A 12,996-nucleotide genomic window follows, 5' to 3' on the forward strand; every position below is an offset into this window, starting at 1 on the left:
TCCATCTTCTTCCTCCAAGGATTATTTTACCGTCCTCGTTTGTAAGCACAGGGTAATCCTTCAGCTGGTCTATCTGTTTTATCGCCTCTAAGTATTTCATTCTTAAGCTCCTAGCCTCCATGTTTTTACCGGCTTGCCCACGTTTGATACTATATAAGCATTTATTTTCAATATTTGTTATCGATTTTTTCTAGGAAGAGGGTAAGATGTAAGTATTTATATTCAGTGTCGTAAAATTTCTCGTGACAGTGTACGCTCTCGAGAATTCTAACGGTATCGCGGCCGGCATAGCTAGGGGTATAGGCGACAAGCTCGTACAGCTAGAATATAAGATTTTTCCTGACGGTGAGAGCTATGTAAGAGTCCCTCAAAAGCCAGAAGGCGTGGCGATTCTCGTCGCTTCTCTCTACCCGAACCCTGACAAGAGGATTTTCGAGCTATTGATGAGCGTCGAGGCTATCAAGGCGTTGAGTAGCGAGCCTCTGATAGCTGTAGTCCCCTATATGGCTTATGCACGCCAGGATAAGAGATTCCTTGAAGGGGAGCCGATAAGCATAAGGGTTATCCTCAAGTCGCTTGAAACTCTTGGACTCGATGGTCTCGTCGTAGTAGATATTCATAAACCTTCCGTGCTCTCAGAGTATACTTCTATTCCATCGAGAAATGTCTTCATAGACAGGTTGATTGCGGAATACTTCCACCCTAAGATGAGGAACTCCGTCGTCCTTGCACCCGACGTTGGGGCCCTAGAGCGCGCCAAGAGAGTGGCAGCACACCTTGACGCGGAGTACGACTATCTCGTCAAGGAGCGTGACAGGGTCACGGGTGAGGTGAAAGCTATGCCTAAAAATCTCACCGTGGAGGAGAGAACCGTCTTGATAGTTGACGACATAATAAGCACAGGGGGAACAATGGCTCTTGCTGCCAGGACTGTTCTCTCCCAGGGAGCGGAAAAAGTCTATGCCGCTTGTACGCATGCTGTAATGGTGAGAGGTGCTCTTGACTTACTCATATCCTCTGGTATAAGCGAGGTGGCAGCCACCGACACTGTGCCGTCCCCCGTGTCTAAGATCTCTGTCGTTCCAGCTGCTGTGGAGGAGTTAAGATCCCTTCTTGAAGAACTCCTGTAGATCAGCGTTCTTTTTCTTAGACTCTTCCACACCTTCCCTCTTGTGTGCATCTTCTCTTGAAACGAGGAACCTGGTAATGTCTATGAAATCTTGAGGTTCGCTCCAGGCTGTGCTCCAATCCACGTCTTTACCGCCTAGCTCGGTCTTGTAGAGGTCGGCGAAGCTGTAAATGTTTACTATTGCCGGGAAGGGGGCGGCAGCACCCGATACGAGTGCTTGTCCAACACTTAGGCTGGACAGGCCTTGAACAAGCTCTCCGACTATATCCTCCACGCTACTCATTATATGTCTCTGGTCCTCTGGGTTTGATGTTCTTAACGCAATTAGTGTACCACACTGAGCTAGCAGCGTTGGGCTTAGTTCTCTAGGCCTCTGGCTTACGACTCCCAGTCCCACTCCGAACTTTCTGCCTTCTTTTGCAATCTTCTCGATTATCTGCTTGGAAGGTACTTCTCGATCCTTAGGAGCGTATATATGTGCCTCCTCGAGTATAACTAAGATTGGGAGCACGCGCCCTGCCTGTACGTGGGCTGAGGCAACTCTCCATAAAGCCCTCAGTATCGTTGCAACAGTAGTAGTCTGGATCTCGCTTGGAAGCCCGCCAAGAGCTATAATCGTGGCCCCCTCGCTGAAGAGGGACTGGTAAATCTGAGCATATGCTCTTATGCTCTTGGAAGGCTCGTCTCCGGGAGTTCTTTTGTAAAGCTCCTCGGAAAGGACGGGAGATGTGATGAACTTTAACTCGGGGTCCTCTATAAGGCTTGCTATCTTCAACTTGAGGTCTATGGCAGAGTCATCTCTCGTCTTATCTCCACCTATACTGCTTAGCAGCTCCTGAGCCGTAAAGTGCAAGGGGTCATTCGGGGTAGCAAGGCTCCATTTTTGGCGTCTTAGCCTAAGCAATGCATCGCGGAGGTACAAGAGCTGTTTTGTTGCCCTGCTGTCAAGCTTGAGGATTTCTGCTATTTCTTCGAAGCCCAGTGTCCACAAGGGTACTTCTAGTGGTGAAGGCTCTATGCCGTACCTAACCTTCAGCATTTCAAGCATCTGGCCACTTGGAGAATATACTCGCACCTTTCCTGGGAAGAGATTTGTAAGAGGGATGTACTCGCTGTGGGTATCTATTACTAGGAGCCTTGGATGCTTATACCTCTCTAGAATTCTCGAAACCAAAACAGCAACCGTGTTAGACTTTCCTGAGCCAGTCATAGCGAGTATTGAAAAGTGTCGTGAGACAAGCATGTTGAGGTCAAGCGTAAAGCTAACTTCTAATGCTGACGCGAGACGTCCTATGTCCAGGTCAAATTTTGAAAGCAGACCGGCTAGTTCTTCAGTATCCGCGGTATATATCCTCTCACCGGGAGCCGGTAAGCTTTCAACGCCCTTGATGAGCTTGCCGTTGCGAGCATAGCCGATAACGATGGCCGTTACCTCGTTACGTGTAACCGTGATGTCTTCGTAGCCTTCGAGTTCCTCTATGAGCTTCCCCCTCCTATATAATTCGTCGCTCAAAAGGTAACCTGTAATAAGAGCATAGTGTTGGACCCCTGTTGAAGACCTAAATTTGATATATGTACCTGGCTTAGCAATATGCCCGAAGGAGTCGTCGGGGACGGCTATTCGTAAAATATTCCTTCCGTACACGTTGACTATCTTGCCTATTTCGCGTCCCAACTTGCTCTACCCTAAGCGAGATAGTACATTCTCTCTTTAAAAACATTAGAGTACTGTTTCGCGCCCGAGGGGTTGGAGCAATCCCCTTAGAACTCCCTGGGAGGACTGCCACATCTTATACGCTAGTGCCTCGACGAGAGTGCCGGGAATAAGGGTTTTGTGGTGGACTAATGAGAGTGGTCTGGGGTAACCTCTCTTGGGATCACTCAGTGATGCCAGCGCTGCTAAGGCGCTCTCGACTCTCTCACGGGAGGCAAGGTCATGAGGGTATGAAGCCTGGAGCACAGGCCCGTGTCTCGAAACTTTAAGGTACACTATGTCAAACTTGTTCCACCTGTAAACCAGGCTTAGAGTTTCTCGGGACGCTACAGGCTCACTAGGCGGGTTAACGGGTCTCAAGGCTTTAGGGTTTTCGCGACTTTCAAGTATTATGAATACTTTTTCCTTTCCACTCCATAGGGAGTCTAAAAGAACAGTGTCGCTGAGCCAACTCTTTAAATCCAGTATTTCTGAGAGGAACCTACTTGTACTCTCCTTTGCTACCCAAAGGGGTAAGATGTCGTTCTCTTCGACATGTTTCAAGAAGCTGCCGAGCACTCGCAAGTAGAGGGTTGTCTCGGCGAAAAGAAGAGTATAGTCGATCAGGAAACGCTTCCCGAGCTTGTTCTCAATAAATTTATTGGAGGCAAGCTTGTCGTGAAGTTTTTCCGCAAGATCATAAATCGATGTAAATATGCTGTAAGCCGACTTATAGAATCCATGCATGCTTCTCTCTTTAACTATTCTCTCTATCCAGGTATCGACCGTTTCATCTATTATTTTGCCTGCGTCAGTGTCCTCCACTATACTCCGGAGAGTAACGTTCTCACCGGAGATTGATCTAAGCGTTTCAGAGAATAGCTGGGAGCTTGAGCCATAAGCTGAGAGAAGTAAAGCAAGGTAACTTCCGTCAAAAATCACAGCGTCGATCTCCATCGATGAAGCCCTAAGCGCCTCCATGATTTCTAGTGAACTCATTAAAAGGGCTGCGCGGGACTCACCATGCACCTTGGGGATTATCAGGTGTGTTAACAAGTGTTCACGTCCAGGCAGACCCTCCAAGTACTTCCTGGAAATAACGCCGAGTGATGCCACTGAAAACAAGGAGACGAAAGCCCCCTGTCTCTCGCTAATCGCGTGACTCCCGTCGATAAACCACAGCTTCTCCAACGGTTTGCCCTCGATACTAAGTGGTTCTTCTACTCTCTCACGTGCCTCCAATAGTATCCTATCCATCTCGGCGATAAAGGAATAGTGTCGAAGCTTCTCCATGATTTAATAACAGTATACTTCCAGGGTGCTTATATTGTTACCCGTCCGTCAAACACCAAAAGTATATTTTTCACTTCGTGGTAGCGTTAACGATGTCATTAGCTTTTGACCCCGTTAAGTTCCTGGTCGAGCTAGTAAGGATACCCAGTGAGTCGAGCTATCAGGGGAGCGTTATTGTGAGGAAAAACTACCGTGAAGTCTCGGATTTAATAGAGAAGACCGCAACCGAGCTCGGCTTAAGCGTTACGCGAATAGACCTTTTAGGAGGCGAGATACCAACCCTCTTGATAGGGCTTCAAAACGCTCCTAAGAGCAGGCCTAGTTTGGCTTTTGTGACTCACTACGACGTTGTTCCAGCGAAAGGTCCTTGGGAAGTCGAAGGGCTAAAGATTGATCCATATGAACCGGTGGTTAAAGGCGGGAAAGTTTACGGGAGAGGGGCAGCCGACGATAAGTCTGCGATAGCCTCAGTGCTAGATGGATTTATGGCCTTGAAGGGTTCTGAGGATAAGCTTCGCTACAACCCGTTTCTCATCGTCACTGGAGACGAGGAGGTAGGCGGCACCGGCATTAAGGCACTCTTAGAACAGGGATATAGATGGGACAAGGTCATTATCGTTGACTCAGGCTCAGAATACGTTTCTGTGGGAGCGAGTGGAGTAGTCCACGGCTGGATAAAGGTTAGGGGTAAATCTGGTCACGCCGGCTATCCGCACGCCGCCAGGAATGCTGTCGAAGACCTCTTAAAGCTACTTGCAGAACTTCAAGCGTTCAAGAGTATGAGGAGTGGAAAAATCTCCAGGCAGCCCTCCCCACCCGGCTCCCCAGTCCCCAAAGTGTGGGGAAGGTTCTCGGTAACCGTGGTTAAGCTGCCTGAACATGAGCCTGAGAAGCACAACAGGATCCCAGGGGAAGCTTGGGCCGGCTTTGATATGCGACTTTTACCAGAGGAGAGAATCGAGGAGGCGCTAAGCGAGCTCTACAGCTACTTCTCCTCGACTGTAGCCAAACTTGGGATAGATGCTTCCCTAGAGATCATCTCGGCCCAGCCAGGCTGGTTTGCCAAAAACAATGCGTTTGTTAATGAGGTCCTCAATGCTGCCAAGAAAGCCTACATGCAGGCAGGTTTACCGGGCGAGCCCGTCCTAGCAGCCGAGTTGGGAGGCAACGATGGAACCCACTTCGACGTCTATGGAATGGACGTGGTCGCCTTCGGAACAATAAGGGGAGGAACAAACATCCACTCGGAAGGAGAGTTTGTCTACATTGAAGACATGACGATGTTCAAGCACTTCATGTCGAATTTACTTCTATAGAGGGTAAAAGGATGCAGGTTAAAATAAGATATCTTTCCCTGTTCCGCGATCTCGTCGGTAAAGGGGATGAAGTCCTCGAGATACAAGGCCAGGAGGCTACAGTGAAAACTGTTCTAGACCTCGTACTCGAGAGGCATCCATCTCTAAAAGATTATTTCGAAGCCGGAGAAATCATAATAGTTAACAACGGGAGAGTACTCCAAGTTTCAGATAAAGTCGCAGCAGACTCAGAGCTCATACTAATGCCGCCAGTTTCGGGCGGCTCGCCCTATGCATTCATTGATCGGGTAGACCCCGTCCTTATTCTTGACGGCCTTCTTAAAGCTCTTGATGACGGTGCCGGAGCCGTAGCCATATTTATAGGCAGGGTCAAAGGGAAGGTTCAAGGGAAAAGCGTCAATGAGCTCTACTACGAGGCACTAGAGCCCTTGGCTACATCCACCCTTACAAGCATAGGAGAAGAGGAGGCTAAAAAACACTCGTTGATATACTCGACAATCTACCACAAGAAAGGTCCTGCCAAGCCGGGTGAGCCTGTCCTATTCATAGGCGTCGCTTCGGAACGTCGCGATGTGGCTTTGCGGGCTCTGCGGGACATTCTCGAGAGGGTCAAGCATGAAGTATACGTGTGGAAGCTTGAAAAGCGCGAGGACGGGGAGTTCTGGATACTGGGTGACGGGAGGAGGATTCCTAGACCCTATTCTGCTCACCCTTAACCTTCTCTAAAACTCTTATTTCCTGGATAATCGTGTGAGGATATTGCCCCCTTTCGTCTTTTTCCAGCGCTTTCACCATGTCCCATATAGTTAGTAATGCTATGCTTACGCCCGTTAAAGCCTCCATTTCCACCCCTGTTTGCGCCGTAGTCTTAACGGTTACAACTGCCTCTACGCCCCGCTCGTCCAAATTAAAGTCTACAGATACAGACGTTATTGGAATGGGATGGCAGAGAGGTAGTGTTTCCCACGTCCGTTTAACGGCAAGTATGGCAGCCGTGCGTGCCACGTTTAAAACGTCGCCTTTCGGGACTCGACCCTCGATTATCGCCTGAAGCGTCTCAGGTTTCAGACGTATGTATCCCCTTGCGGTGGCCTCACGGTAAACCGCGGGTTTCTCCGTAATATCAACCATTCTTACTTCTCTCCCACTCATAGTTTTCGCCTAGCCAGTGCTATTATATGGCCCGCCTCAGGACAGATAAGTTTTCTGAGCGCTGTCTCCACAGCTGTCGGAGAGCCAGGCAGGAGGAAAAAGACTTTCCCTGCAACCAGACCCGCGGTAGCGTTTGAGAGAAAACTAGAAGACCCCGCCTCTTGAAAGCTTATTCCTCTGAATACATCTCCAAAGCCTTCGAGCTCTTTATCAAACAGTGGTCTTAAAGTTTGGACGGTTATATCGTCGGGTGTTGGACCAGTGCCCCCACTGAATATAATAGCGTCCACGTCTTTGTCTTCGATGAGATTCAGGGCGGTCGCCAGGAGTAACCGTGGGCTGTCGGGGATAAGGACGTATCTAGTGAGCTGGTGTCCAGTAGACGTTATGACTTCCTTTGCGATATTAAATGAAATGTCTTCAAACTCTTCTCCTATTCTCAACGCATGATACCTTGATGTACTTATAGTCACGAAAGCAAATCTCACGCTTTTAGGTGCTTCTTTCTTATGAATCTCACTAGTTTTCATCTTTAAAGCCTCACAGCTAAAAGTCATTAGGTCACATTATATTATTTTTGAGGACATCACAAGTCGTTTATATAGGGCCGGGTGTCCTACTATTTTTGTGGCCGAGTCTCGGGAGGAACGGATCACTGGTAAGGGAAACGATGTAGCTGAGGAGCCATTGAGAGAAGTTTTTACAGGGGAACTGAGAGGGGTAGATATCATCGTATGTGATAGAGAAGGTGTGACGCAACTGTATAGACGCGGTTATGGCTTTACAGAGGGAGAGTGTCTCAAATTATCGCTGCTTGAAGCAGCATATCTTCTCTACAGGGGGCTTCTAACAGTAAAGGATTCTAGTGGTAAGGAGCTAAACTTTGAGGAACTCCTTCGCCTGGGTGGTGAATACGACCCCGAGTTTTGGACAAGGCTGAATGTCTACACAGATCTCAGAAACAGAGCCCTGGTCGTGATGCCAGGTGTACATAATCTAGAATTTCTCCTGGACTGGAAGAGAAAGACCAAGACCAAAAGGTACCTTATTAGGGTTGTTAAGGAGGGAACCAGGCTGAGCTTCAGAGAGTTTGAAGAGATGTTCCGAAGGGCTTTAGAGAGTGATAGAGAGCTTGTAATGGCAATAGTTGATAAAGAGGGAGTTATATCATACTACATAGTCGAAGGTGTTTTACGTGAAGGACTCCCGGAGTTTGAAGATAGTGACGAGGTACAAGTTGAACAAGAAGGATAAGAAAAGTTTGGTCGAGGAGGCTGCAACTTCTATAGGAGAAGAATTTGCGAAGAAGATTGAGGAAGCAGAGCAAGTAGAGATAGCTAAAATCAAGTCAGAAGATGTAGAAGAGGTATACCTTGTTAATGGCATCATCTCCGCGATTAGATTTTCAGGTATAGGGCTAATACCCAGCCTATTCTATCTCTACAAAATGGGACTACGAGTAAATTTTCCATCAGTATATGTTGATTCAGGCGCAGTCCCTCATATCTTGAATGGTGCAGACGTTATGATACCTGGCATCAAGAGAATCGAAGGCTCATTTGGGGCTGGGGAGAGGGTGCTTGTAAGGGAGCTGGGAGGATCTAGGGTAATAGCTATTGGGCTTTCACTAGTCTCCTCGGATGACATCGCTGGCAAACAAAAGGGTAAGGGTATAAGGAACTTACATTATCTTGGAGACGAGATATGGAAGATGTCTTCATGAAGGGGCTGAAAAGGCAGATAAGGTTTATACTACTCTTATAGCCTCGGCATTCTGCGGTGCAAGGACGTTGAAGGTGAGATGTGTCTTCTTCTTGAACCACTCGCTTAGAAGATATGACTGGAATTCAGCAATCTTGCCTTTCTCGCCGTGGTTTAGGATCACCGTTCGTGGAGTAGGCTCTATTCTTCTGAGGTAGGCTTCCAACTGCCTTCTATCGCTGTGCCCCGAGAACCCCTCAACCCTATAGATGCTCATCTTTAACTCCTTGGTTATGATTTTTCCATCTTCTATGAAGGTAAGCTTTCTCAGGCCCTGAAGTATTTTCCTTCCAAGTGTCCCTTCTACCTGGTAGCTAACGAACACAAGGCTGCTGTTCGGGTCATCTGCAAGAAGTTTCAAGTATTCGAGGACGGGGCCTCCTGTCAGCATTCCGGAGGTAGCGAGTATCACTGCTGGTCTAGTCCCTACAACCTCCTCCTTATTCTCACCTCGATATATGTGTATATTCTCGGAGGTGAAGGGGTTCTGGTCATTGTATATCTGGTTCCTTACAGCCTGAGAGAGATACTCGGGGAAAGTCATGTGAACTGCTGAGACCTCGTCTATCATGCCCTCGATAAATATTGGTATAGGCGGAATCAGTTTATTTCTGATCAGGTTTAGGATTGCAAGTAATACTTCCTGGGCTCTCCCAACCGCTAATACGGGTATCAGAGTTATTCCTCCCTTATCGATCGTCTCCTTTATTATCTTGCCTAGCTCAAGCACCGCTTCCTCCTCACTGGGAAGCAGATCGCTCTTACTTCCATATGTTGTCTCCATGATCAGGATTTCTGCGCGTGGAAACTTTGTGTGTGCAGGGTCGAGTAGCATGGTTCGTGCGAACTTTATGTCTCCCGTGTAGATGAGGTTTACCAGACCCTCACCGATGTGGAGATGTATTAGGGATGAGCCTAGAATATGTCCGGATCTATAGAGCGTGAGCCTTATCTCTGGAGCTATGTCTGTCACTTCTCCATAGCTGAGAGTATACGTGTGGAGTATGACGGAAGCTATCTCTCGTGCTGAGTATATTTGGGGTTTACCTTCTCGCTCAGCGACCTTTATATAATCTTCGAATAAAAGCTTGGCGAGGTGTAGTGTGGGCTCCGTCATGTAAACCGGGCCTTTATAGCCATACTTGAAGAGTACTGGAAGCGCTCCAACGTGGTCAAGGTGTGCGTGGGTTATCACGACTGCGTCTAAGTTCTGAGGGTCGAATTCAGGCAGGTCAAATAGTGGGAGCTCGTCTCCCCCACTCGTGGGTTTGAGGCCAGCATCTAGGAGTATGTTGGACTCTGGAGTCTGGACAAGGACTGCGCTTCTGCCTACTTCTTGAAATGCTCCAAGTGAGACTATTCTTACGCGATCGGTCTCGAAGAGTGGCGTTCTATACACATTGTTTCCTAACTCCTTGAGGAATCTCCGCCTATAATCTACCTCTGCGCGATATATGTCCCGGATCTCTTTAATGCTTCGGCTCACGACGGGAGGTCTGCGCAGAACTCTTGGGTACCATAGTGTTTCCACGAAGATCCTTGTAAGAATGTTTGGATCCACCTTTTCCGGTGAAAGGAGTTCTATCTCGACTTCACCTATAGATTCATTGAAGTAAAGATCTTTTAGGCCAGCTTCACGTGGTATGAGCGAAGATATGATTTCACGCGAAGTCTCTTCTTGGAGCCTGGATTTTTCATCTCCTCTAACTATCACCCTCTTTCGAAGAGTCTTTGCTATTCTCTTGATCAACTCGCTATCGTTATCTAAGAAGATCTGAGGTCGCCTAGTGTATATGGCTATTTTAGGTCCTTCAAAGTCTATCTTAGTAATCTCTGCATTGGGCGGTACATTGCTAAATATAGCCTCTCTAACCTCTCGGGCCACAGACGTTATGGTTTCCAAAATGGTTCACCGGGAAAAACAATAGGACAGTGAATTCGCAAACCATATGAAGTTAATAAACCTTTTCTTTTTATTCGTAGAAGTCTAATAGAAGCTTTCCACAGCAACGAGTTAAGTTCGCTTAAAAGTTATTCCTTCTTCTGTTATAGTTGCCACGTCAACTCCCTCCCCGCTTCCAGGATCACGGGCTAAGGCTGTATGAACCGCTCTAATTGCGAGTTTTACAGCATCCTCTAAAGACAGGTCTTCGCGATACTCTTGTTCTAGCATTGCAACGGCGTAGGGGGAGCCTGAGCCTGTAGCTGTGAATTTCTCGCGAGTTACAGTGCCAAGCCAGTCAACCGAGTATAGGGAGGGCCCCTCCTCCTTATCAAGCCCACCTATGAGCATTTGTACCATGAGGATGGGTCTATAGGTGAAGAGTATTAATGAGGCAAGTGTGGCTAAGCTCTTCACAGATATGCGTTCGCCGTTCGTGGCCTTGTAATAGCCAGCCTCGACTTTCAAACGGTCGATAAGTTGCTGGGCATCACCAACAGTGCCTGCAATAGTTACAGCTACGTGTGAGTCTATTTCCAGGATCTTCCATACATGCTTACTGGCAATAAAATAACCGCTTGTAGCCCGCCTGTCAGCGGCGAGAACTACGAAGTCTCTACCCGTTAAACCTACGGTGGTAGTACCCTTCAGCACGCCTGGCGGAAGCTTCTGTTGCATCATAAGCGTTCAAGCTTAAAAGGGGGCTGCCCGATATAAAAACCACACTATGCGCCGAACAGTCACAATGGTTACCCCTTTGATAGCTAAGCCCGGGACTATATTCCAGCCCTACGTAACCTCGAAGTGTATAGAATGTCAGTTTTTCAATGCTTGTATTGGTAATCTAAGGCCGTTAGCAAACTACAAAGTTGTGAACATCCGGAAACACGCAGTGTATTGTCCAGCCTTAGCTGAGGAGTTAATTACCGTTGAGGTAGAAGAGCTTCCAGTAAAAATCCTTGTTGATTTACGGGACGCGATGCCTGGAGCCGTCATACGTTATAGGAAGCCGGGATGTCAAGAGAACAGTGAAGATTGTGATCCTCCCTACTTAGAGGAGGGAGAAAGGATACGGATATTAAGAGAGGTTGAAAAGAAGAATAATCTGTCAATTGTTGAGGTTGAATTTATTGACCCGCCTCACCCTCGGCTTTGGATTCGGGCTCGGAGGAAGCTCCTTGGGAAACGGTAGCCTGGGATTGTGTCTGCGTAGCTTCTTTTTCCTGCTGTATTTCAAACTTGAAAATAACTTTGACTGTTCTTATGTTAGGCAGATATTTTTGGAGGTCCCTTATGAACGCGTTCATGAGATGATAAGAGTTCTCATGTAGAAGAGTTGTAGCTGGAACTGTTAAGAGAGCTTCTCCATCCTTTGCTTCGACGTTTATCTCGTTTCGAGGAATTCCCCTAAACCATCTATGGAATAATTCACGAATTTTTTCATCGTCTCCCGTGATGTTTTTCTCAACTTTCAGAACGGCTTTGACTTTTTTCCCGGCGAACGGATGATTAAAGTCGACGGTTACTCGTCCTCCGCCGACCCTGACTATTCTTCCTCTCTGGCCTCCCACTTGAACCTCTTCCCCAACCCTCGGTATAACTCCTTGTCTTGTAAATTCACGAGCAGGGATAACTTTGATGTTCTTAGGGTCTTTCTCTCCGAAGGCTTGAGAGGGTTCGAGAATGACCTCTTTTGTCTCGCCCTCTTTAAGCTCGCGTAAGGCATCCTCAATAGGCTTAAAGAGTACTCCTTCACCTACAATTACAAGCTCCGGCTCAAAAATGTTCTGTGAAGAAAGGTTGTGCTCCTTGGCAACTTCTTCTATCGTGGTGTCTATCACTCTTTCTCCTGTGTCCTCTAGTACGCTAATGGTGTAGTTTACCAGCAGGAACTGCTTTGACTCAGTGCTCAAATCTCCCACCTCTTTGCCTTTCAAGGTATTACGCTATAAGCTTTGCCATTTCCTGGATTCAGAAAAAATCTTCCCCACTGACAACCTTTTATATAGGGGTGGGATTGTGAATACAGGTTCTGGTGATTTGTCGTGAGCAACGAGGAAAGACCAAATGAAATAGAATTGAAGGTCTACGAGGTTCGACAACACGAGGCTGGTCGTGGAAGAGTCAGGATTGACGAGGATGCAATGGAGGCACTTGGGATAAGTGCAGGTGACGTTGTAGAAATTGAGGGAAAGAGGAAAACAGTAGCTGTGGCATGGCCAGGGTACGCTGAGGATAAGGGAAAGGGAGTTATACGCATGGACGGCTGGACACGCAAGAACGCGGGCGTAAGTATTGGCGATAAAGTAAAGGTTCGTAAAGCCGAGGTAAAACCGGCCCAAATGGTAAGGCTGGCACCTGCTTCTATGACTCTCGCGGTCGACGAAAACTTCGTAGCCTACGTTAAGAAGAGGCTCTTAGATAGACCTATTATTGAAGGAGACATAATTCAGATACCAGTACTGGGACAGGTCATACACTTCAACGTTGTAAGTATCAAGCCAAAAGGAGTTGTCATGGTCACTGAGAAGACTCAGCTTAAGATTCTCGAAAGACCTGTAGACATCGGCCGGATCCCGAGAATAACCTATGATGATATCGGTGATCTTGAGGAGGCTAAGCAGAAGATAAGGGAGATGGTGGAGCTCCCCCTAAAGCACCCTGAGCTTTTCAAGAGGCTCGGTATTGACCCGCCTAAGGGTATACTGCT

Annotated in this window: 13 protein-coding genes and 1 pseudogene; 7 read left to right on the forward strand and 7 right to left on the reverse strand. The window is 47.5% G+C overall.

All coding sequences use genetic code 11. The annotated features are described in order from the left end of the window. Window positions 1-242 precede the first annotated feature (242 nt). Window positions 243-1,130 (forward strand): ribose-phosphate diphosphokinase, encoded by an 888-nt coding sequence (gene prs / locus ACP5KC_RS01175; protein WP_273433033.1) that lies wholly within the window; start codon window positions 243-245, stop codon window positions 1,128-1,130. Here prs and ACP5KC_RS01180 read toward each other — a convergent pair. Beyond that, a complete protein-coding gene (locus ACP5KC_RS01180; protein ID WP_273433035.1) occupies window positions 1,101-2,804 on the reverse strand; it encodes an ATP-binding protein in 1,704 nt (567 codons plus the stop codon). The two genes, prs and ACP5KC_RS01180, sit on opposite strands and share 30 nt — an antisense overlap. Before the next feature lie 45 nt (window positions 2,805-2,849). Then, window positions 2,850-4,115, reverse strand: a complete 1,266-nt coding sequence (locus tag ACP5KC_RS01185; protein WP_273433036.1) for a DNA double-strand break repair nuclease NurA — start codon at window positions 4,113-4,115, stop codon at window positions 2,850-2,852. Window positions 4,116-4,207: 92 nt separating this feature from the next. Here ACP5KC_RS01185 and ACP5KC_RS01190 point away from each other — a divergent pair, with 92 nt between their 5' ends. Next, window positions 4,208-5,431: a M20 family metallopeptidase gene (locus ACP5KC_RS01190; RefSeq protein WP_052884814.1), complete on the forward strand. Its 1,224-nt coding sequence runs from the start codon at window positions 4,208-4,210 to the stop codon at window positions 5,429-5,431. Window positions 5,432-5,442: 11 nt separating this feature from the next. Further along, entirely contained in the window at window positions 5,443-6,147 is a 705-nt protein-coding gene (locus ACP5KC_RS01195; RefSeq protein ID WP_273433037.1) for a molybdenum cofactor biosynthesis protein MoaE, read from the forward strand. Here the strand turns inward: ACP5KC_RS01195 and moaC are convergent. Then, window positions 6,122-6,583: a cyclic pyranopterin monophosphate synthase MoaC gene (gene moaC, locus ACP5KC_RS01200; RefSeq protein WP_052884816.1), complete on the reverse strand. Its 462-nt coding sequence runs from the start codon at window positions 6,581-6,583 to the stop codon at window positions 6,122-6,124. The genes ACP5KC_RS01195 and moaC overlap by 26 nt on opposite strands. Continuing rightward, the gene (locus ACP5KC_RS01205) at window positions 6,580-7,113 is read right to left on the reverse strand and encodes a MogA/MoaB family molybdenum cofactor biosynthesis protein (protein WP_191118580.1); all 534 of its coding nucleotides are present in this window, start codon (window positions 7,111-7,113) and stop codon (window positions 6,580-6,582) included. Before ACP5KC_RS01205 ends, moaC begins: the two co-directional genes overlap by 4 nt. A gap of 97 nt (window positions 7,114-7,210) precedes the next feature. Here ACP5KC_RS01205 and ACP5KC_RS01210 point away from each other — a divergent pair, with 97 nt between their 5' ends. Both ACP5KC_RS01210 and ACP5KC_RS01215 read left to right on the forward strand, forming a co-directional pair. After that, window positions 7,211-7,837 carry a hypothetical protein gene (locus ACP5KC_RS01210; RefSeq protein WP_052884818.1) on the forward strand — a complete coding sequence of 209 codons (627 nt, stop codon included), beginning with the start codon at window positions 7,211-7,213 and terminating at the stop codon, window positions 7,835-7,837. After that, complete coding sequence (locus tag ACP5KC_RS01215; protein ID WP_428286742.1) at window positions 7,779-8,306, forward strand: PUA domain-containing protein; 528 nt, start codon at window positions 7,779-7,781, stop codon at window positions 8,304-8,306. Before ACP5KC_RS01210 ends, ACP5KC_RS01215 begins: the two co-directional genes overlap by 59 nt. Before the next feature lie 24 nt (window positions 8,307-8,330). Here ACP5KC_RS01215 and ACP5KC_RS01220 read toward each other — a convergent pair whose 3' ends face one another. Together ACP5KC_RS01220 and psmB are read right to left on the reverse strand one after the other, a co-directional pair. Further along, window positions 8,331-10,247: a beta-CASP ribonuclease aCPSF1 gene (locus ACP5KC_RS01220; RefSeq protein WP_052884820.1), complete on the reverse strand. Its 1,917-nt coding sequence runs from the start codon at window positions 10,245-10,247 to the stop codon at window positions 8,331-8,333. 111 nt (window positions 10,248-10,358) lie between these two features. Further along, window positions 10,359-10,964, reverse strand: coding sequence for an archaeal proteasome endopeptidase complex subunit beta (gene psmB, locus ACP5KC_RS01225; RefSeq protein ID WP_052884957.1), 606 nt, complete (start codon window positions 10,962-10,964; stop codon window positions 10,359-10,361). Window positions 10,965-11,031: 67 nt separating this feature from the next. Between psmB and ACP5KC_RS01230 the strand changes: the two genes are divergently transcribed. Continuing rightward, a complete protein-coding gene (locus ACP5KC_RS01230) occupies window positions 11,032-11,478 on the forward strand; it encodes a UPF0179 family protein (protein ID WP_191118582.1) in 447 nt (148 codons plus the stop codon). Here ACP5KC_RS01230 and ACP5KC_RS01235 read toward each other — a convergent pair. Beyond that, the gene (locus tag ACP5KC_RS01235) at window positions 11,414-12,199 is read right to left on the reverse strand and encodes a peptidylprolyl isomerase (protein ID WP_191118583.1); all 786 of its coding nucleotides are present in this window, start codon (window positions 12,197-12,199) and stop codon (window positions 11,414-11,416) included. The genes ACP5KC_RS01230 and ACP5KC_RS01235 overlap by 65 nt on opposite strands. A gap of 132 nt (window positions 12,200-12,331) precedes the next feature. On the opposite strand from ACP5KC_RS01235, the pseudogene ACP5KC_RS01240 reads away from it, so the two are divergent. Beyond that, window positions 12,332-12,996, forward strand: a pseudogene (locus tag ACP5KC_RS01240) (AAA family ATPase); the annotation flags it as partial.

The sequence above is a fragment of the Infirmifilum sp. genome, from assembly GCF_049970975.1.
Classification (GTDB): Archaea; Thermoproteota; Thermoprotei; order Thermofilales; family Thermofilaceae; genus Thermofilum; species Thermofilum uzonense.

Bases quoted from the DNA above. Each gene is read 5' to 3' on its own strand.
- ACP5KC_RS01185 (WP_273433036.1), bottom strand. From the start codon at position 4,115: ATGGAGAAGCTTCGACACTATTCCTTTATCGCCGAGATGGATAGGATA.
- ACP5KC_RS01190 (WP_052884814.1), top strand. From the start codon at position 4,208: ATGTCATTAGCTTTTGACCCCGTTAAGTTCCTGGTCGAGCTAGTAAGG.
- ACP5KC_RS01195 (WP_273433037.1), top strand. From the start codon at position 5,443: ATGCAGGTTAAAATAAGATATCTTTCCCTGTTCCGCGATCTCGTCGGT.
- moaC (WP_052884816.1), bottom strand. From the start codon at position 6,583: ATGAGTGGGAGAGAAGTAAGAATGGTTGATATTACGGAGAAACCCGCG.
- ACP5KC_RS01205 (WP_191118580.1), bottom strand. From the start codon at position 7,113: ATGAAAACTAGTGAGATTCATAAGAAAGAAGCACCTAAAAGCGTGAGA.
- psmB (WP_052884957.1), bottom strand. From the start codon at position 10,964: ATGCAACAGAAGCTTCCGCCAGGCGTGCTGAAGGGTACTACCACCGTA.
- ACP5KC_RS01230 (WP_191118582.1), top strand. From the start codon at position 11,032: ATGGTTACCCCTTTGATAGCTAAGCCCGGGACTATATTCCAGCCCTAC.